This is a genomic window from Kutzneria sp. CA-103260, assembly GCF_018263855.1.
In the GTDB taxonomy this organism is placed as follows: Bacteria; Actinomycetota; Actinomycetes; order Mycobacteriales; family Pseudonocardiaceae; genus Kutzneria.
Genome location: NZ_CP073318.1, coordinates 1,599,009 through 1,617,230 on the forward strand (window position 1 = coordinate 1,599,009; position 18,222 = coordinate 1,617,230).

Here is an 18,222-nt window from a genome sequence, read left to right on the forward strand (position 1 = left end):
TTCAGAGCACGTTCCCGAAGAAGCCGGCGAGCTCGGCGGCGGCCGGCTCGACGTACCTGTCGTACAGGTCGACGTGGCTGGCCCCGTCAATCCAGTGGAGACGCTTGGGCTCGCCGGCGCGTTCGAACGCCTCGGTGGTCATGTGCTTGGTCACGGCCTCGGTGCCGACGATCATCAGCAGTGGGCGCGGGGCGATCAGGCCGATGAAGCGAAACGGGTCGAAGGCCACGATTCGGTCCACACTGGACAGAGTGAACTCCTTGGCGGAGCGGGGGTGCTGGGCCCGGTCGGTGCAGTAGTACTCCCAGCCGTCGAACACGTGCTGGCCGCCGGCCCGCGCGGCTTGCTCGTCCGAGGGGAAGAGGGGAAACGTCGCCGGCGCGGCGCCCCGGGCCTCGGCGGTGCGGGCCGCCGCGGCGGCGGCGAGCATGCCCTGCACGACAGCCGGATCCTGGTCGTCTTCCGCGCCCCGCCGGAACTGTCGGCCGATGTCGGCGGCGCTGACCGTCGCCACGGCCTTGATCCGCTGGTCGGTCGCCGCCGCCACGACGTAGCCGCCGGAGGCGCAGATGCCCAGCGCCCCAATGCGTTCCGGGTCGACCTCGTCGCGGGTGGTCAGGAAGGACACGGCGGCCTTGACGTCCTCGACACGTTGGGCCGGGTCCTCCAGGCCGCGCGGCAGGCCGGCGCTCTCGCCCTGGTGGGCGGCGTCGAACGCCAGGGTGACAAATCCGCGCTCGGCCAGCTGGCGCGCATAGTGGCCGGCGGCCTGCTCCTTGACCCCGCCGGCGGGGTGGCTCACCACGATCGCCGGCCCGGGAGCCGGGCGGTCGGGGACGTAGAGGTGGCCGGCGATGGTCAGGCCGGCGCTGTCGAAACTCACATCGGTTCGCATGGCCACCACAGTCGTCCGGCTGGACGCGTCGTACCAGATCAGGTGTGTTCCTGGGCAGGATCCTGCCCTCCCACGCCGGGGCGTCCCGGGTGGAGAATGAACCCATGAGTTCAGGTGTCGGCGAGTTCCTCAAGGCTCGTCGGGCGGAGTTGACGCCCCATGACGTCGGCCTGCCCGACGCCGACGAGCACCGGCGGGTGGCCGGGCTGCGACGGGAGGAGGTCGCCCGGCTCGCGTCGATCAGCGTCGACTACTACACCCGCCTGGAACAGGGGCGGGTCGCCGCCTCGGCGGCCGTGCTGGCCACGCTTGCGCGGGCCTTGCGGCTCGATGACACGCAGCAGGCCTACTTGTACACCCTGGCCGGGAAGGCCCCGGCTCGGCCGCGGCGTCGGGCCGCGCAGCGGGTGCGGCCGGCCATGCGACGGCTGCTCGACCAGCTCACCGAGGCCCCCGCGCTGGTGCTCGGCCGCCGGTTGGACATCCTGGCGTGGAACCGGCTGGCCAGTGCCCTGTACGTGGACTTCGACGCCCTGCCGGCGAACCAACGCAACTATGTCCGCCTTGTGTTCACCCATCCCGGCGTGCGGGCCATGCACCTGGACTGGGATGAGGCGGCCAGCGCCGGCGTCGCCGTGCTGCGGATGGAGGCCGCCGACGACCCGCAGGACGCCGCTCTCGCCGCCCTGGTCGGTGAACTTGCCGTGCAGGACAACGACTTCCGTACCTGGTGGGCCGCGCACCACGCCACCGACGCCAGCAACGGCGTCAAGCGCTACCGCCACCCCGTCGTCGGCGACCTGACCTTGGACTGTGACATGTGGGCCAGTCCCGACGACAGCAACCAACGGCTGATGGTGCTCACCGCCGAGCCAGGATCACCGTCCCACGAGGCGCTGCGTATTTTGTCCTCATGGCATGCCCCAGTGAGCTGATAACTGCCTGGTGCCGGGACCATCTGGGCGCCGCGCCGGCTGAGGTGCTGTTCTGGCGGGAGTCGATTTCGACGGTGTTCGGTCTCCGACTGACCAACGGCGCCGACGTAGTGGTCAAGACCCGCCTTGACGACGGCCGGACCTCGTCGTGCGTCGCGGCGCAGGCCCTGTTGGCCGAGCGCGGATTTCCTTGCGCCCGGCCCCTCACGCCGGTGGTCGCCGTTGGCTCATTGGCAGTGCACGCCGAGGAGTTCCGCCAGGGCGGCGACATCCTGGAGGGCGACTCGCCGGACGTGGCGGTGCACTACGCCGAGGTGTTCGCCCGCCTGATGGCCGAGCTGGCGTCCGTGGAAGTACCGCCGCCGCTCCCCAATCCGCGCTGGATCCGTTGGGACCACAAGGATCCCGGACTCTGGCCCGCGATCGACTTCCTCGATGACCGGGACCAGAGCCTCGTGTCCGCGCACGTCGTCGACACCGCGGAGCAGGTCCGCCGACGCCTGCTGGCCGCTGACCTGCCGCATGTGTTGGGGCACGGTGACTTCGAGGCCCAGAACCTCCGCTGGCGCGGGCAGGACCTGTGGATCGTGCACGACTGGGACAGCCTCTCGTGGCAGCCCGAGGCCGCCCTGGCCGGCGCCGCCAGTGGCTCCTTCGCCAGTTCCGGGCCGCCGACTTTGGCCCCGATCGCCAGCTCCGAGGCGTTCCTGACCGCCTACCAAGACCTTCGCGGCCGCACGTTCAGTGCCGCGGAGCTGGAGGTCGCCTGGGCGGCCAGCCTCTGGCCCGCGGTGCACAACGCCCGTTGGGAGGCCCTGCACGGCGACAACCCCCTGTGTGGCGCCGCACTTCGTGACCAGGCAGCCGACCGTCTCCGCCGCGCCGGGACGTGACGACCGACAACGACGGGTTGCTTAACATACGTACATGCATGTATGAATAGGGCATGCGTCGAACCGCGGCGGATGCCGCCAGGACCAGGTCCGCGCTGCTCGACGCGGCCTTGTTGGTGTTCGCCGAGACCGGGGTGGCCAACGCCCGGCTCGCCGACATCGCCACGAGAGCCGGCGCGACCAGAGGCGCCGTCTACCACCACTTCGAGGACAAGGCGGCGCTGCATGCCGCTGTCCTCAACGAATGCTGGGACACGCTGACCGTCGAGGTCTGGGCCGAGCTGGAAAGCGAGGGGCTGGCCGCCTTCCTCATCGCCTGGCTGCGGTTGTTGCGTGAGGACGAGCGTTTCCGCGCGTTGCTGACGATCACGATGAGCGGCCGCGATCCGATGCCGCCCGGCGCGGACGAGGTGTCGGCCAAGGCCTGGGGGCTGGACGACTGGCTGGCCCGCCTGACTCCGGTCGCCGGGGAGAACGCCACCCATCTGTTGTCGTGGCTGTGCGGCACGGCGATGGTCGCGACGGCCGCCCCGGGCCTGCTGCCGCCGGCCGACGCGGACGGGGTCGCACCACTGCTCAGGGGGATGCTCGGATGACCACCACCAAGCCCGGGGCCGCCGTCGCGGTCACGGTGATCGCGCTCGGCGTCGACATGTTCCTCTACGGCTCGATCGTCCCGATCCTGCCGAAACTGCCGGCAGTCAACGGATCCGCGCTGATCTCCGGCCTGCTGTTCGCCAGCTACGCCGTGGCGCTGCTGGTGGCGACGCCGTTCGTCGGTGTCTGGGTCGACCGCGCCGGGCCGCGACCGGCGATGTTGGCCGGCCTGGTCGGCTTGGCGGTCACGACGGTGTTGTTCGCCGGGGTGGCCGGCGGCAGCCTGGCGGTGCTGCTGATCGCGAGGGCCGCCCAGGGCGTTGCCGCGGCGGCGTCGTGGATCGCCGGCCTCGCGCTCATCGCCGCCACGCACGACGTCGAACGCCGCGGCCGGGTGATGGGTCTGGCGTTGAGCGCCATCGGTGTCGGGGTCCTGCTCGGCCCGGCGGTCAGCGGGGCGCTGGCCGACGCTTTCGGCACGGCCGCGCCATTCCTCGTGGTGGCCGCGCTGGCGGTCGGCGACGCGGTGGCCCGGCTGATCCTGATCAAGCCGGTCCCCGTGTCGGAGTCCCAGACTCCATTGAGGACGGTGGCGCGGGGTCCGAACGTGCCGCTGCTGGTGCTGTTGACGGCGGTCGGCGCGGCCAGCATCGCTTTCCTGGAACCGATTCTGCCGCTGCACCTCAGCGGGCTCGGCCTCGGCGGCACGGCGATCGGCCTGGTGTGGAGTGGTGAGGCGCTGGTCGGCACGCTGACCGCGCCGCTGGCCGGCTTCTGCGCCGACAAGCTGGGCCCGGGTCGGACCGCGGCCATCGGCGCACTGCTCGCCGCCGTCGGCTTCCTGTTGTCCGGCATGGCAGCCACGCCGGTCAGCATCGCCGGCGTGATCGTCGTCGGCCTCGGCGCCCAGCTCGTGCTGGCCCCGACTCTGGTCCTGATCAGCGTGCTGGCCGAGCACACCCGCCCGCCGGCCTACGGTGCCGCGTTCGCGCTCTACAACCTGGCCTACACCACCGGCCTGGCCATCGCCCCGCTGGCGGCCGGCGTCGTCGCCCGCGTGGTCGACGTGCCGACCGCGACAGTCGTCGCCGCCGTGGCGGCCGCTGTGCTCGCGGTGGTGACGTTCTCCCGCCGGGTCACAGATTGTAGGCGGTCGGATGCCGCGGCTGGTAAAGCATGATCTCGCCGGCGCCGGGCACCTTCAGCTGCACGGCCCGGCCGAAGGCGCGGGCATGAACCTCGCCGGCGAACTCCGCGCCCTTGGCCGCCAGCTCCGCCATCGTCGTCTCGAGGTCGTCGCACATCAGCGATATCTCGTGAGTGGGCGCGCCCTCGGCCGGATGCACGCCCAGCTCGGACGGCCCGGTCCTGAAGATCAGCCAGCCGTCGTGGGCGTCCACGTGCGGCCAGCCCAGCACGTCACGGAAGAAGGCCCGGGCCGCGTCGGCGTCCTCGGCGTACACCAGCGTGTGCACGGCGGTAATCATGGCCGCGAGCCTAACCGCACACCCGCTCGACCAGCACCCGCCAGCCTTCGGCGAGGCTGTCCACCAGCGGGCGGGGGTCGGTCTTGTCCGGTGAGTAGACGTACAGCAGGATCGGGCCCTCCAGCGCGGCCAGCAGCTGCAGGGTCAGGGTGGTGATGTCGGCGACGTCCGGGCAGGCCTCGCGCAGCATGGTCTGCACGTGGAACCGGGACGGGCTGTGTCCCATTGGGACCGGCTGCCCCGGGTCGATGGCCGCGCGGCACAGGGCGCTGTGCTGGACCAGGAACTCCAGGCGGGCCCGGCCGAAGGCGACCAGGCGCTGCGCCGCCGGCGCGCCCGGGCCCAGCGGCGGCGGCCCGCTGAGGATGCGCTGCTGGAACTGGGTCTCCTCCTCGTTCAGCAGCCCGAGGAAGATGCCGGCGCGGGTGCCGAACCGCCGGAACACCGTCCCCTTGCCGAGCTCGGCCCGCGCGGCCAGCCCGTCCATGGTCACCTTGTCGGCGCCGAGCTCGTCGACCATCAGGCGCGCGACCTGGAGCAGGTGGGCCCGGTTGCGGGCGGCGTCGGCCCGCTCCTCGCGCGGCGGGCCCAGGGAGATCGGTTCCACGGCGCTGACGCTACGCGCCACGATCGGCGACGCCGTGCGACGTCGCCGATCGGGACGAGGTCACGCCTCGATGGGCGTCAGCACGAAGATCGGCATGATCCGCGTGGTCTTCTTCTGGTACTCGGCGTAGTCCGGCCACGCCTCGACGGCCCGGTCGAACCAGGCCTGGTACTCCGCGCCGTCCACCTCGACCGCGGTGTAGTCCTTCTTCACCGGGCCGTCCTGCAGTTCCACGTGCGGGTTGGCGACGAGGTTGTGGTACCAGACCGGGTGCTTGGGGGCGCCGCCCAGCGAGGCGACGACCGCGTACTGGCCGTTGTGCTCGACCCGCATCAGCGGGGTCTTGCGCAGCTTGCCGGACTTCGCCCCGACCGAGGTCAGCACGATCACCGGGTGGCCCTGGTTGTCGGTGCCCTCGGTGCCGCCGGAGCGCTCGTAGAGCTCGACCTGGTTGCGGCTGAAGTCGAACGTGCTCGGCTCGTATTCACCGGTGAGAGGCATGTCTGTCGTCCCCATCGCTCGATCCGTCGCGCCGCCGGCGGCCCGGCGGCGCTTAAACGGACTATACCCCGCTTACTCGGTCAGTGGGGAAAGCCCAGGGTCAGGGCGTGGGCGGCCAGGTCGGTCCAGTCCTCGCCGTGGTGGGCGTGGTCCTCGGAATGGGGCAGCAGGCAGCCGAGGGTGATCGGCAGCGGCACGTCGTAGCGGGGCGCGGCCAGCTGGGGCGGGTTGGCGAAGTCCAGGACCTCCGCGAGGTTGTTGGCGGCGGCGTCGCGCACGGTCAGCGGGGCCAGCCCGAACCGCCACTCGATCATCTTCAGGATGGAGGTGTGGTCGTACAGGCCGTGGGCGACGGTGCTGCGCCGGGACCGGGGCGAGATCACCAGGCACGGCACGCGGAAGCCGCGCAGCCCGGCCCCCAGGTCGGGGTTGGGGTCCTCACCCACCGGCGGCACCACGTGGTCGAAGAAGCCGCCCCACTCGTCGTACGTGACGACGAGCGCGGTCCGCTCCCAGTTCGGGCTGGACACCACGGCGTTGTAGACGGAAGCGAGGAAGTGCTGGCCGAGGCGGATGTCGGCCAGCGGGTGCTCGTCCTGGGACAGGCCGGGAATCGCCTCGCCGAGGAAACCCGGCTCCACGAACGACACCGCCGGCAGCGTGCCGGCCGCGGCGTCGGCGTAGAACTCCCCGATCAGGCGGCTGATCCCCAGATACCGGGTGCCCCACAGCGCCGTGTACGGCACGTCGGTGAAGTAGTAGCGGCCCTTGACCCCGGCGGCATCCAACCGGTCCCAGATCGCCGGCATGGTGGCCAGCTTGTCCACGGAGGTGGTGGTGCGATCGGTCTGGGCCGAGTGCAGGAAGAACCGGTTCGGGAAGGTCGGGGCCATCATCGCCGCGAAGTACCGGTCGCAGACCGTCCAGTCCCGGGCGGCGCTGCCGTAGAAGCCGAGGTCGTCGGCCTCGAAGTAGCCGATGGACAGCAGGTCGTTGTCGCCGGCCCGCAGCCAGCCGTCGCAGGCGCCGTTGTTGAGCTCGGTCCGGCCGCCCTCGTAGGAGTGGTCCGGGTCGTTGAAGCCGCAGCCGTGCGGCGCGGTCAGGTGGTGGGTGTCGTGGGCGACGCCGTCCTTGTCGGTGAACGTCAGCCCGGCCTGCCGGCCGTCCGCGCCCGGCAGCCAGCCCAGGTAGTGGTCGAAGGAGCGGTTCTCCATCATCACCACGACGATGTGGTCGATGCCCGACTGCTCGGGCGCGGGTAGTGTCGCGGCCTGGGCCACGCCGGAGCCGACGGCCGCCAAGGCCACCGCACCCGCCGTGCCGGCCAGGAACTCCCGCCGGGTCACATCGCTCATCGTTGTCTCCCAACCATTTCATCTCGCAGGGCGGGTCGAGTATTCACCGGTCAGGTGAGCGTGCGGCCAACTTCCGGTTGACGGGCCTCGTTCACATTTCCCACGTCCCGGGCGGGCACGGCCTTTTCGGCCCAGGGCGTGCCGCCCTCCAGTCGATCAAGTCAGCGGCTCGCCACCGTCCACCCGCAACGTGACCCCGGTGAGGAAGCGGTTGGTCATCGCGAAGATCGCGGCCTGGGCGATGTCCTCGACGTCGCCGATCCGGCGGGCCGGGTTGTGGGTGCGGAAGTGCTCGAAGTAGTCACGCTTGCCGTCCTGACCCAGGGCGTCCCAGATGCCGGTGTCGATCACGCCCGGGGACAGTGCGTTGACCCGGATCGGGGCCAGCTCCAGGGCCAGGGAGCGGGTCAGGAAGTCGGCCGCCCCGTTGGTGATCGCCACGCCGAGGTAGCCGACGGCAGGCTTGAACGCGGCGACGCCGGAGAACAGGGTGAACGAGCCGCCCTCGGTGATCCGCGGCGCGAAGTGCTTGGCCAGCATGACCGGCCCGATCACCTTGGTGTCGAAGGACTTCAGCAGCGACTCGCGGTCCAGGTCCTGAAGCCGCCCGCGGGCGCGGGCCGAGGCGGTGGTGACGAGGTGGTCGAGCGACCCGACCCGTTCGGCCAGGGCCTGGATGCTGTTGTCGTCGGTGACGTCGACCGTCTCCGCGCTGGCGGTCTCTCCGTAGGCCTCGCGCAGCTTGTCCGCGTCACGGCCGGCGACCGTGACCCGCGCGCCCTCGGCCAGCGCGGCGTCCACGATGGCCCGGGCGATCCCGCTGGGCCGGCCGATGACCAGGACCGACTTGTCCCTCAGCGACATGGCTTCCTCTCCTTCGGTTGACCTGCCGCCACTTTGTCACACAGGCATGCCTGTTGCCTATTAGGCAAATCTTACCGATACTGGGAGCCCCGACAAGGAGGCAGCGCGATGGACGACCTGCTCGACCTGGGTGATCTGCCGGCCGTGGCCGACTCGGTGGCCGAGGAGCGGCTGGCCCGCAAACGAGACCTGGCGATCGCCTTCCGGCTGTTCGCCCGCTACGGCTTTGACGAGGGCGTCGCCGGTCACATCACGGTCCGCGACCCCGAGTTCCCGCACCGGTTCTGGGTCAACCCGTACGCGGTGCACTTCTCCCGCATCAAGGTCAGCGACCTGCTGCTGATCGACGAGCACGGCCACGTCGCCGAGGGCGGCCGCCGCACCAACAAGGCGGCCTTCTGGATCCACTCCTCGGTGCACGAGGCCCGGCCGGACGTGGTGGCCGTCGCGCACGCGCACAGCGTGCACGGGCGGGCGTTCGCGGCGCTGGGCAAGACGCTGGACCCGATCATCCAGGAGTCCTGCGCCTTCTATCAGGACCACGTGCTGTTCGACGAGTACCGGGGTCTGGTGCTGGAACAGGCCGAGGGCGAGCGGATCGCGCGGCGGCTGGGGCATCAGCGGGCCGCCATCCTGCGCCACCACGGCCTGCTCACCGTCGGCCGCTCGGTGGCCGAGGCCGCGTGGTGGTTCATCGCCATGGACCGGGCCTGCCAGATGCAGCTGCTGGCCGACGCCGCCGGCACGCCCCGGATCATGACCGACGAGGAGGCGACGCTGGCCCACCGGCAGTTCGGCAACGCCACCATGGCCCGGCAGAGCTTCCGGATCATGGCCGACGTGGTGCTCGCGGACCAGCCGGACGTGCTGGAATAAGGTCTGAGGCCATGAGTGACGGAGACATTGACCGGCTGGTCGCAAGCCGGCTGCGCCAGGTTCGGCTGGACCGCGGCCTGACCCTGACCCAGCTCGCGCAGCAGACCGGTATCTCCGTCGCGCACCTGTCCCGGATCGAGAAGGGGGAGCGGCAGCCGTCCGTCGGCAGCCTGCTCCAACTGGCCCGCAACTACGGCCTGTCGATCGGGGCCCTGGTCGAGGACCTGCCGGAGCGGGACTACCACCTGGTGCGGGCCGGCGAGGCGACCGTGCACCACAGCGGCGACGCCCGCTACGAAGTGCTCAGCGGAGCGCACGCCGCGATCTCCGTGGTGGCGCTCGAACTGCCGGCCGGCGCCAGCACCGCCGAGGCCCACCACACCGGGGAGGAGTGGCTGCATCCGCTCACCGGCGCGCTGCTGCTCCGCCTCGGCGACCACGAGATCACCTTGGCACCAGGGGATTCCGTGCAGTTCGACTCATCGGTGGTGCACTCGCTGCACAACAGCTCCAAGCGCGCGGTGCGGGCGCTGATCGCCTCCTCGGCGTCGGCCGCCCGGCACCCGGTGACCGGTATTCCCCGGCACTGAACGGGATTCAGCCGACCCGGGAGAAACGGCGGCTGGCCACCACCAGGGTCACCAGCGTGAAACCGAAGACCAGAGCCAGTTCCAGCGTCGGCGGCACCTGCCAGCCGCCCCAGGTGACCGGCTGGAAGAGCAGGTCGTCACTGCTGCCGACCACCGTGCGCCGCATCGCGTCCACGGCGTAGGTCAGCGGGTTGACCAGGGTCAGCGTGGCCATCCAGGCCGGCATGGCGCTGACCGGGAACATCAGGCCGGACAGGAACATCATCGGCGTGGTCAGCACTGTCAGCACGGTGTTGAAGGTCTGCACCCGGCGAATGGTGACCGCGGCGACGGCGGCCACCGCGGTCATCGCCAGCGCCGCCAACAGCAGTTCGGCCAGCAGGGCGGCGAACAGGTCAACGCGGTACGGCACGCCGATCAGGCCCGCGCTGGCCAGCACCACCGCGCCCTGGCAGGTGGCCACGGTGGCCCCGCCGAGGCACTTGCCGATCAGCAGAGTGCTGCGCCGCACCGGTGCCACCAGCATCTCGCGCAGGAAACCGCTCTGCCGGTCCCAGACGATGGACGCCCCGACCGAGATCGCGGGCGCCTGCGCGGCCATCACCAGCACACCGGGGAACAGGAACAGCAGATAGTCGCCGACCGAGCCGGCGACCAGGCGGGCGATGCCGATGCCGAGAATGTAGAGGAACAGCAACGGTTGCAGCAGTGAGACGGCGACCCGGGTGCGGTCCCGGAAGAAGTGGATCATCTCCCGGCGCCACACCATCCGCCCGGCCCGCAGCTCAGCCGCCAGCGGGTGCGGTTCGGCGACCAGTGTTGTCATGCTCGGCCTCCTACTGGCTGGGGAGCTTCCCGGATGCCCCGCCCGGTGTGGTGCATGAAGACGTCGTCCAGGCTGGGCCGGGCGACCGTCACCTCGTACACCGCGACGTCCAGGCCGGCGCACAACATCGGCACCAGCCGCGCGCCTTCCTCCACCTGCACGCACACACTGTCCTTGCCGACAACGGGATCCAGACCGAATCGGGAACGCAGCAGCTCGGCCGCCGCCGGGTTGTCGCCCGTGCGCAGCTCGACGCGGTCGGCGCCGAGCACGGACTTCAGCTCCGCGGGCGTGCCCTGCGTGACAACGCGGCCCTCGTCGATGATCGCGATCCGGTCGCACTGCTCGGCCTCTTCGAGATAGTGCGTGGTGAGGAAAACCGTCGTCGCCTCCCGTTCGCGGACGTCGCGGAGATGAGTCCACATCTGCGCACGGGTCTGCGGGTCCAGGCCGATGGACGGTTCGTCCAGGAACAGCACCCGTGGACCGTGCAGCAGGCCGCGGACGACCTCCAACCGCCGTCGCAGGCCACCGGACAGAGTGCGGACCAGGGTGTCCCGCCGGTCGACCATTCCCACCAGATCCAGCACGGCGTCGATGCGAGCCGGCAGCGAAGCCGTTGGCAGCGCGTAGAGGTCGGCGTGGAAGCGAAGGTTCTCGGCGACGGTCAGATCACCGTCCACAGTGCTCTCCTGGAACACCAGGCCGATGTTGCGGCGGACCTGCCTGGCAGCGGTCCGTGTGTCGTGTCCGGCGATCTCGATCCGCCCGGCGGTCGGCACGGCCAGGGCGCACAGCATCGCGATCGTGGTCGTCTTGCCCGCCCCGTTGGGGCCGAGGAAGCCGAAAGTCTCTCCCTGGGCGACGGTCAGGTCGATGCCCCGCACCGCGGCCACCGGCCCGTAGCTCTTGTGCACGCCGACCACCTCGATGGCCGGCGTTTCCCGCTCCGCTGCGCGCACGGTGTCCCCTCCTCAGGGCTGGATGCGCTCCATCCAGTTTTCCGGGACGGCGAAGCCGAAGCTCCACCGGTGCCGGATGGTCGGATTGACGATGCAGTGCCAGAACAGCTTGCTCGGGGCCTGCTCGGTCTTGAAGAACCGGACGATCCTGGGTCCCTCGCGCAGCGTCACGATCTCCTTGGTCTGCGGGTTCATGTACCGGAAAAGTGAGGTGTCCTCGGCATCGGTGAACGGCTCGTCCAGGTCGATGACGTACATCCGCCAGCCCGGCTGGTTCTCGTTGGTGTGCCAGAGCCGGTAGCTCGACGGCGGGTACCACATGGCTCCGGAGAACCGGACCTCGCCGCCGAACACGTTCTCCAGCGCGGCGATCACCCGGGTCTTGGCCTCGAAGTAGCCGCCGTAGCCGGCGTGATCGGTGTGCTCGTCCAGGTTGACCAGGTGGAAGTCCCGCCGGGGCGGGTTGTCCACGCCGGTGTCCCGCCAGTGCCGGCGCGTCATGTCCTGGTGCCAGGCCTGGAATTCCGGGTCGTCGGGGGACATCGACGTGGACCGCAGGTCGGCCTCGACGAACTCGCGGTCGAACCGGTCCAGGTCCACCGACGGCGGCTTGATCTTGAGCCGGGGCAGCTCGTCGATGACCGCCTCGAAGCCGGGGATGTCGGCCAGTTGGTACTCGTGGTGCAGGAACGAGGTCGTCTCGGTGGTGACGGCGGCGGTGGGTGTGCTGGAGGACGGCGCGTCGCCGGTGAACTCCGCCGACCCGCGCATGACGTCGGCCACGGTGAACTCGTAGCCGTGCCGCTGGCCGAGCGCGACGATCTCCCGGATGCCGGTCACCGCCCGCAGCTGCCGGCTGACCTCGCCGGAGTCGGTGGCGACCCGCATGAACTCCTTGCAGGCTTGGAAGGACATGGTGGCGACTCCCCTTCTACAGGTGTGCTGAGGGCGGGTCCAGCAGCAGCGCGGACGGGACCCGGTCCGGCCGCGCCAGCCGCAGGAAGTGCATGCCGAAGCCGGTGATGCCGATCATCAGCCCGGGGAAGAAGTTGGCGCTGTTCTCGCCGATGCCGTGCTCGGCGTCGTCGAAGCTCCGCCACAGCGACTGCACCTGCACGTTGGCCTCCAGCCGGAACGCCGGTTCGTCGCGCAGCAGGGCGAACCGCAGCAACAGTTCCGCGTTGCCGGAGGTGCCGTGGCACAGGGTGTGGTTGCCCAGCTTGGGAAAGTTGCGCATGGTGGCGGTCAGCGCCTGGCGGGCCTCGCGCAGCAACCCCTCGTCGGTCCCGCCCAGGATCGCCCAGCTGGCGATCCGGCTCAGGCCGATGCCGGCGGCGCCGTTGCACCAGGCGTTGGCGAAGTGCCGGCCCTTGCGCGGGACCCCGCCCGGGCTCTTGCGCAGGTCGTGCCAGTCCAGTTCGTCACTGTCGAAATGCGTTGCCTCGTAAGCGAAAGCCCGACGCCCGGCATCGACGTACTCCGCACGGCCGGTGTGTTGCCCCAGGGCGATCAGGGCCCAGCCGACACCGCCGGCGCCGTGCGAGAACCCGGTCAGGTTCGCGGTCGCCTCGGCCGAGGTGGACGACGGCCAGCTCAGCGTGCCATCGACGGCTTCGGCGTGCCGCAGCAGGTGTTGGGCGGCCCGATGCGCCTGGTCGAGGCCCTGCCCGCCGGTCTGCTCGGCCAACCCGAGCAACACGGGGATGAGCCCGGCGCTGCCGTGCAGCACGTCAAGGTGCTCGTCGCGATCGATGCGTTGGTCCAGATCCGCCGTCAGCGAGACGGCCTGGTCGAGCAGGTTTTGGTCGTGCCACAGGGAACCGAGGTGGGTCAGCAGGTAAATCACGCCGCCGAGCCCGGTGAAGGTCCCGAGCCGATCCCGGTCCCACGACCGCAGCACGTGAGCCAGGGCCCGGCGGGCAGCTTGGCGGAACTCCGGCCGCGGCACGAGATCGTCCAGATAGGCCAGGAACAACGCGATGCCGGCCGAGCCCTGGTAGAGGTCGGCCTCGATGTCGACGCCGGTGACCTTGCCGCCGAGCAGCTGGTACGAGGTCCACGGCGCGTCGGCGGCCGGGTCCCGCAGCATCTGACACAGCCGCGTGCCGATCTTGACCGCGTAGTCCAGCGCCGTCGAGACAAAGGACTCGCTGGTGACCTCCCCGGTGGCCAGGCTGGCCGCGATGTACTGACCTTGCTGGGCCTGGTTGGCCTCGGACAGCTGCCGGATCCGCTCCGTCGCGTAGTCGATCGGGGAGGTTTCCAGGTACGAGGGAAGCTGCTCGCGGTGGTCGTGGGTGAGCTGCCGGCCGTGCGCGTCGGTGGTGAAGATCGGCACGTCCAGCTGCCACATCGAGGCCACCTCCCGGGTGGCCAGCACGCCCTCGACGTCCCAGGTGCGGGGGAAGGTGCGCACGGTGTTGGCCAGCAGGTCGACCTCGATCGGATCGGTCAGGCACTTCGGGTGCCGGGCGGCGATCAGCAGCTGGGAGTAGATCTGCGTGCCCCAGTTGATGAACCGGGCGTTGGCCCCGTCGAAGGTCGCCGACACCACGTCGGCGGCGTCCGCCCGCTGCCGGAACCACGCGTAGACCTGGTCGAACCCGGCCATGATGTCGGCGGCGTGCTCCTGCGGCCGCACCAGCTCGCCGTCGAGGAAGACCCGGTTGGCGGCGCTGGGCCGCACCTGGATGCCTGACTGGTGCACCACCGCGGCCTCGAAGCTGAGCCGCCGGTCGTTGACCCGGGGCACCGCGGTGGGCATCTGGTACTCCTCACCTCCGGCGTACCCGCTGATCCGCATCTCGTCGGACTCCGAAACGCCCCGGGGCCATTCCAGCAGCCCGGTCTTGAACACCGAGTCGAGCAGGGTGCCCGCGGACCGGCCCCGGCCCCGGGGCAGCACGCCGAGCGTGGTCTCGCCGTCGCAGACGAAGGCGTGCCCGTCGGCGACCAGGATGTTCTCGAAGTGCAGGTCACCGCCGCCGAGCACGTAGAACACGGCCAGATAGCCGCCCAGTTCCCGGTAGACCTGGCGCACCTGCTCGATGGATTCGGCGTGGTTGCGCCCACTGGGGATCGCCGCCTCGTAGCCGTAGCCGGCCATCGGCAGCACCGGCCGGGTCGCGAACCCGACCACCCCGTCCCCGGCCAACCGGCCGAGCAGGTCCTGCATCGCCGCCTCGGACCGCAGGCAGCGCGGCTTGTAGTACACCGATTCCGCGCTGCCGTCGGCCAGTTCGACCTCCAGCAGCGCGACACTGCGGGCCCCGGCGTGATAGTCGGAGTTGCCCAGCCGGACCGTGCGCACCGCGGTGACCGGCTGGCCGAAGAACGCCTCGCCGACCCGTGCCGAATCGGCCGACAGGTTCCGGATCAGCTCTGAGCCGTAGTCGCCCAACAGCTTCGTCACCCGGGCCAGCCAGCGGCCGAGCACCGGGAAGCGGAGGTAGAACTGGTGGTAGGACTCGCGATCCTGGAACGTCGAGTCCAGATAACGGAGGTAGTCCTCGCGGCTGGCCTTGGCCCGGTCGACGCCGGTCCGCGCGCAGTGCACGTTCGCGTCGGCTTCCAGGGCCCAGGCCAGCGTCAGCTCGAACCGGTCCAGGAAATGCCGCTGCAGGTCGTCGACCACCTGGTGGTCGATCTTGCCCGGCTGCCCGGACAGGCTGGTCAGCACAGCGTCCAGGGTCCGGCCCAGCTCGGCCAGGAACGGTTCGCATGCCTTGGCCAACCGCCCGTAGTACACGTCGAACTGCCGCCAGCTCGCCGCCGGCTCGGCAGCGGGGGTGAACCCGTCGAGCGCGGCGCGATAGGTCGGCAACCATCCACTGTGGACCTCGGCCAGCAGCTCCGCGGCTTCGTCGTGCCGCAGCTGGTAGCCGGTGAGCACGTCGACCAGTTCCGCCTCGGTGTGCTCGGGCGGCAGGCCACGGTGCAGCGACTCCTGCTGGAACTTGTCGGCCAGTTTGCCCGCCAGCCGAGTGATCTTCCACGTGTCGAAGGGAGTCAGCTCGCCGGCCGGCGCCGGCCGGTCGCCGAGGGCGGCGACTATCCGCATCCGCTCCGTCAGGTTGCTGGCGCGCCCGGCGATGTCCAGTGGATAGGTCTCACCCATGTCGGCAGGACTCCTGGTTTCTCGGTTCGGATGACCGGACGCGGTGAACCGGCGAACCGCCACCGGTTCACCGCGTCCGCGCGGACTACCCTCGGATCACTTGGTGTTGCCGTCGCACACGGCGGTGAACGGGCCCCAGCTGCAGCTCTGCACGCAGGCGTACAGCTCGACGGAGGCGACGCCCTCGGCCCAGTAGTCCAGCGAGTCCTGGTCGGTCTGCTCGACCGGGGCGGGCAGGTCCGTCGCCGACACGCCGAACGCCGCCGGATTCTCGATCAGCGCGTTGCGGAAGTCGGCGTCGACAGCGGCCTGCTGTGCAATGGTGCTCGACATGTGAACTCCTTCGCGATGGATGAATTTCGGGAAATCACTTCCGGGTGACCAGCTGGGCGACCAGCGCGATGCCGGTCTGCTGCTCGACGTTCTTCAGCTCCTGAAGCGCCGGGCCCATGTTCTCGGTCTTGTTCTGCCAGGCCACCAGCTTCTTTTCCGGCGCGGACAGCCCATCCCGCAGCCACAGCGACTCCAGCCAGGCCTTCGTGGCGTGTGGATGCAGGTCGGTGACGGGGGAGAGCCGGGAGAGCGTGGGCTCCTCGTGCAGCTCCAACGCGAGCTGCAGGACCTCGCGCAGTTTCCCGTCCGGCGGCAGGAGTGAGCACAGCACCATCAGCTCCTGAACGCGGCGAATGACGTCGACATCCAGATAAATCGTCGGTTCTTTCGCGCTCTTCATGTCTCCCCAATCCCGGGTCGTCCGCTGGGATCGAGGGTAGGAGGGGCGAGTTTCAGCCCACTTTCACTTCAGCTGCGGCGTGCTTTCACTGCGCATTCGGTCGGCATTCACGCCAGGTCAGTCGGTCAGTCCGGCGTCCCGGGCGACCAGCGCGGCCTGCACCCGGTTGCCGACCTCCAGCGTGGCCAGGACCCGGCTGACGTGCGACTTGACCGTGCTCAGCTGCATGCGCAGCTCGGCGGCGATCTCGGCGTTGGACGCGCCGACGGCCAGCCGGGTCAGCACGTCGCGCTCACGGGGCGTGAGCCGGTCGACCCGGGACCGGGCGGCGACCGTCTCGGTCCGCGCGGTGTGGTGGTAGCGGTCGATGAGCCGTCGCGCGGCCACCGGGTGCAGCATGGCCTGCCCGGCGGCGACCACCTCGACGGCCCGGATGATCTCGGCCGGATCGGTGTCCTTGAGCAGGAACCCGGCCGCGCCGGCGGAGATCGAGCTGTACACGTACTCGTCCAGGTCGAAGGTGGTCAGCGTGATCACCTGCGGCGGTTCGGGCAGCGCCCGCAGCCGTTCGGTGGCGGTGATGCCGTTCATCCGAGGCATCCGCACGTCCATCAGCACCACGTCCAGCCGATGCGCCCGCGCCTGCTCGACGGCCTCGATCCCGTCCCCGGCCTGGGCCACCACGCAGATGCCCGGCGCATCGGACAGGATGTCGGCCAGTGCCAGCCGAACCAGCGTGTCGTCGTCGACGATCATCGTGCGGATCATGGCGTGTCCTGGGGGTTGTGGCCGGTGAGCGGGATGCTGGCGGTGATCCGCCAGCCGCCGGACCCGGAGGGGCCGTGGCTGAGCTGTCCGTTGAGGGCGGCGACCCGTTCGGTCAGCCCGATCAGCCCGAACCCGCTGGCGACCGCGGGCCCGGCGGTGGATCCGCCGGCCGAGTTCTCCACCGACACGGTGGAAACCGATGGCCCGTAACGGACTTCGACACGCACCGGGGTGCCGGCCGCGTGCTTGCGGGCATTGGTCAACCCTTCCTGCACCAGCCGGTGCACGGCCAGCCGGTGGCTGACCGGCACGTCTGCGGCGTCGCCGTCGATCACCGCCTCGACGACCTGACCGGCCGCCCTCGCCTCGGCGAGCAGGGTGGGCAGTTCCGGCACCCCGGGCTCCCGTCGATGGCTGGTCTCCACCAGGTTCGGGTCGCGCAGCGCGCCGAGCACGTCGCGCAGGTCGCCCAGCGCCTCGGTCGACGTGGTGCGCAACAGGTCTATCCGGTCGGCCACCTGCGGCGGGAGACTGGCCGAGCGCCGCTGCAACGCGCCCGCGTGCAGGGCGAGCACGCTGAGTCGGTGGGCGAGCACGTCGTGCATCTCGGCCGCGATGCGCGCCCGCTCGTTCAGCCGGGCCTGTTCGGCCCGCAGCTCCCGTTCGACGCGCAGGTGGTCCACCTCCGCGGCCAGGCTGGTGACCAGGCGGCGTCGGCTGCCGGTCCACAGACCGAGCGACAGCACCAGGACGAGCAGCAGCACCGGGCCGTAGGACCGGGTGACCCACAGGCTCAGCTGGGGCTGGAGCACCAGGTTGCCCAGCATCGCCACCGTCGCGCACACCACCCCGGCCACGATCCAGCCGCGCGCGGCCAGCGTGAACAGCACCACCAGCAACGGCAGGACGGAGCCGAGCCCGGCCGCCACGCCCACCGCGAACACCGCCGAGACCAGCGGGGCCCGCTCGCGCAGCAGCAGGGCCAGTCCCGCGACGGCCACGATGCCGACCCGTGGGCTGAGCAGCGTCGCGCCGGCGCCGATGTACGCCTCCTGCACGGACAACGCCGTGACGCCGCCGACCAGAAGCGCCTCGGCCCACCACGGCCACGTCCGGCGTCCCCTGATCAGCACAGCGTCAGCATAGGGCTGCGCCGTGTCACCGCACCCCGGACGTCGGACGGTGGCGACCCCCTACTTTGGTACCGGGACGTCGT

20 protein-coding genes are annotated in these 18,222 nt (G+C 70.6%); 6 read left to right on the plus strand and 14 right to left on the minus strand.

What is annotated here, in order from left to right; all coding sequences use genetic code 11:
* Nucleotide 1: 1 nt before the first annotated feature.
* Nucleotides 2-895 (minus strand): alpha/beta hydrolase, encoded by an 894-nt coding sequence (locus tag JJ691_RS07085; RefSeq protein WP_211767986.1) that lies wholly within the window; start codon nucleotides 893-895, stop codon nucleotides 2-4.
* A gap of 104 nt (nucleotides 896-999) precedes the next feature.
* Between JJ691_RS07085 and JJ691_RS07090 the strand changes: the two genes are divergently transcribed.
* From JJ691_RS07090 to JJ691_RS07105, 4 genes are read left to right on the plus strand one after another with little or no spacing between them, the layout of a single operon-like run.
* Nucleotides 1,000-1,830 (plus strand): helix-turn-helix domain-containing protein, encoded by an 831-nt coding sequence (locus tag JJ691_RS07090; RefSeq protein ID WP_211767987.1) that lies wholly within the window; start codon nucleotides 1,000-1,002, stop codon nucleotides 1,828-1,830.
* Nucleotides 1,809-2,723, plus strand: coding sequence for a phosphotransferase (locus JJ691_RS07095; protein WP_211767988.1), 915 nt, complete (start codon nucleotides 1,809-1,811; stop codon nucleotides 2,721-2,723). The genes JJ691_RS07090 and JJ691_RS07095 overlap by 22 nt, the downstream gene beginning before the upstream one ends.
* A 53-nt stretch (nucleotides 2,724-2,776) precedes the next feature.
* Nucleotides 2,777-3,319, plus strand: a complete 543-nt coding sequence (locus JJ691_RS07100) for a TetR family transcriptional regulator (RefSeq protein ID WP_211767989.1) — start codon at nucleotides 2,777-2,779, stop codon at nucleotides 3,317-3,319.
* Nucleotides 3,316-4,500 carry an MFS transporter gene (locus JJ691_RS07105; RefSeq protein ID WP_211767990.1) on the plus strand — a complete coding sequence of 395 codons (1,185 nt, stop codon included), beginning with the start codon at nucleotides 3,316-3,318 and terminating at the stop codon, nucleotides 4,498-4,500. The genes JJ691_RS07100 and JJ691_RS07105 overlap by 4 nt, the downstream gene beginning before the upstream one ends.
* Here the strand turns inward: JJ691_RS07105 and JJ691_RS07110 are convergent.
* The 5 genes from JJ691_RS07110 to JJ691_RS07130 form a co-directional block, all read right to left on the minus strand.
* The gene (locus JJ691_RS07110) at nucleotides 4,457-4,807 is read right to left on the minus strand and encodes a VOC family protein (RefSeq protein ID WP_211767991.1); all 351 of its coding nucleotides are present in this window, start codon (nucleotides 4,805-4,807) and stop codon (nucleotides 4,457-4,459) included. The genes JJ691_RS07105 and JJ691_RS07110 overlap by 44 nt on opposite strands.
* A 10-nt stretch (nucleotides 4,808-4,817) precedes the next feature.
* Nucleotides 4,818-5,414, minus strand: coding sequence for a TetR/AcrR family transcriptional regulator (locus JJ691_RS07115; RefSeq protein ID WP_249227749.1), 597 nt, complete (start codon nucleotides 5,412-5,414; stop codon nucleotides 4,818-4,820).
* Between the two features lie 60 nt (nucleotides 5,415-5,474).
* Entirely contained in the window at nucleotides 5,475-5,915 is a 441-nt protein-coding gene (locus tag JJ691_RS07120) for a nitroreductase family deazaflavin-dependent oxidoreductase (RefSeq protein ID WP_211767992.1), read from the minus strand.
* Between the two features lie 80 nt (nucleotides 5,916-5,995).
* Nucleotides 5,996-7,270 carry an alkaline phosphatase family protein gene (locus tag JJ691_RS07125; protein ID WP_211767993.1) on the minus strand — a complete coding sequence of 425 codons (1,275 nt, stop codon included), beginning with the start codon at nucleotides 7,268-7,270 and terminating at the stop codon, nucleotides 5,996-5,998.
* A 156-nt stretch (nucleotides 7,271-7,426) separates the two neighbouring features.
* Nucleotides 7,427-8,134 carry an SDR family oxidoreductase gene (locus JJ691_RS07130; RefSeq protein WP_211767994.1) on the minus strand — a complete coding sequence of 236 codons (708 nt, stop codon included), beginning with the start codon at nucleotides 8,132-8,134 and terminating at the stop codon, nucleotides 7,427-7,429.
* A 108-nt stretch (nucleotides 8,135-8,242) separates the two neighbouring features.
* Here JJ691_RS07130 and JJ691_RS07135 point away from each other — a divergent pair, with 108 nt between their 5' ends.
* Both JJ691_RS07135 and JJ691_RS07140 read left to right on the plus strand, forming a co-directional pair.
* Nucleotides 8,243-9,010, plus strand: coding sequence for a class II aldolase/adducin family protein (locus JJ691_RS07135; RefSeq protein ID WP_211767995.1), 768 nt, complete (start codon nucleotides 8,243-8,245; stop codon nucleotides 9,008-9,010).
* 11 nt (nucleotides 9,011-9,021) lie between these two features.
* The gene (locus JJ691_RS07140; RefSeq protein ID WP_211767996.1) at nucleotides 9,022-9,600 is read left to right on the plus strand and encodes a helix-turn-helix domain-containing protein; all 579 of its coding nucleotides are present in this window, start codon (nucleotides 9,022-9,024) and stop codon (nucleotides 9,598-9,600) included.
* A gap of 7 nt (nucleotides 9,601-9,607) precedes the next feature.
* Here the strand turns inward: JJ691_RS07140 and JJ691_RS07145 are convergent, their stop codons facing one another.
* From JJ691_RS07145 to JJ691_RS07180, 8 genes are all read right to left on the minus strand, one after another.
* Nucleotides 9,608-10,426 carry an ABC transporter permease gene (locus JJ691_RS07145; protein WP_211767997.1) on the minus strand — a complete coding sequence of 273 codons (819 nt, stop codon included), beginning with the start codon at nucleotides 10,424-10,426 and terminating at the stop codon, nucleotides 9,608-9,610.
* On the minus strand, nucleotides 10,423-11,388 hold the full coding sequence (locus JJ691_RS07150) for an ABC transporter ATP-binding protein (RefSeq protein WP_211767998.1): 966 nt from the start codon (nucleotides 11,386-11,388) through the stop codon (nucleotides 10,423-10,425). The genes JJ691_RS07145 and JJ691_RS07150 overlap by 4 nt, the downstream gene beginning before the upstream one ends.
* Nucleotides 11,389-11,400: 12 nt before the next feature.
* Nucleotides 11,401-12,303, minus strand: a complete 903-nt coding sequence (locus tag JJ691_RS07155) for a Nif11-like leader peptide family natural product precursor (RefSeq protein ID WP_211767999.1) — start codon at nucleotides 12,301-12,303, stop codon at nucleotides 11,401-11,403.
* Between the two features lie 16 nt (nucleotides 12,304-12,319).
* A complete protein-coding gene (locus JJ691_RS07160; protein WP_211768000.1) occupies nucleotides 12,320-15,505 on the minus strand; it encodes a type 2 lanthipeptide synthetase LanM family protein in 3,186 nt (1,061 codons plus the stop codon).
* A 96-nt stretch (nucleotides 15,506-15,601) separates the two neighbouring features.
* Entirely contained in the window at nucleotides 15,602-15,838 is a 237-nt protein-coding gene (locus JJ691_RS07165; RefSeq protein ID WP_211768001.1) for a cinnamycin family lantibiotic, read from the minus strand.
* A gap of 34 nt (nucleotides 15,839-15,872) precedes the next feature.
* Complete coding sequence (locus JJ691_RS07170) at nucleotides 15,873-16,238, minus strand: DurN family substrate-assisted peptide maturase (protein ID WP_211768002.1); 366 nt, start codon at nucleotides 16,236-16,238, stop codon at nucleotides 15,873-15,875.
* 117 nt (nucleotides 16,239-16,355) lie between these two features.
* Nucleotides 16,356-17,006, minus strand: coding sequence for a response regulator transcription factor (locus JJ691_RS07175; protein WP_249227750.1), 651 nt, complete (start codon nucleotides 17,004-17,006; stop codon nucleotides 16,356-16,358).
* Nucleotides 17,003-18,139, minus strand: coding sequence for a sensor histidine kinase (locus JJ691_RS07180; RefSeq protein ID WP_211768003.1), 1,137 nt, complete (start codon nucleotides 18,137-18,139; stop codon nucleotides 17,003-17,005). The genes JJ691_RS07175 and JJ691_RS07180 overlap by 4 nt, the downstream gene beginning before the upstream one ends.
* Between the last annotated feature and the right edge of the window lie 83 nt (nucleotides 18,140-18,222).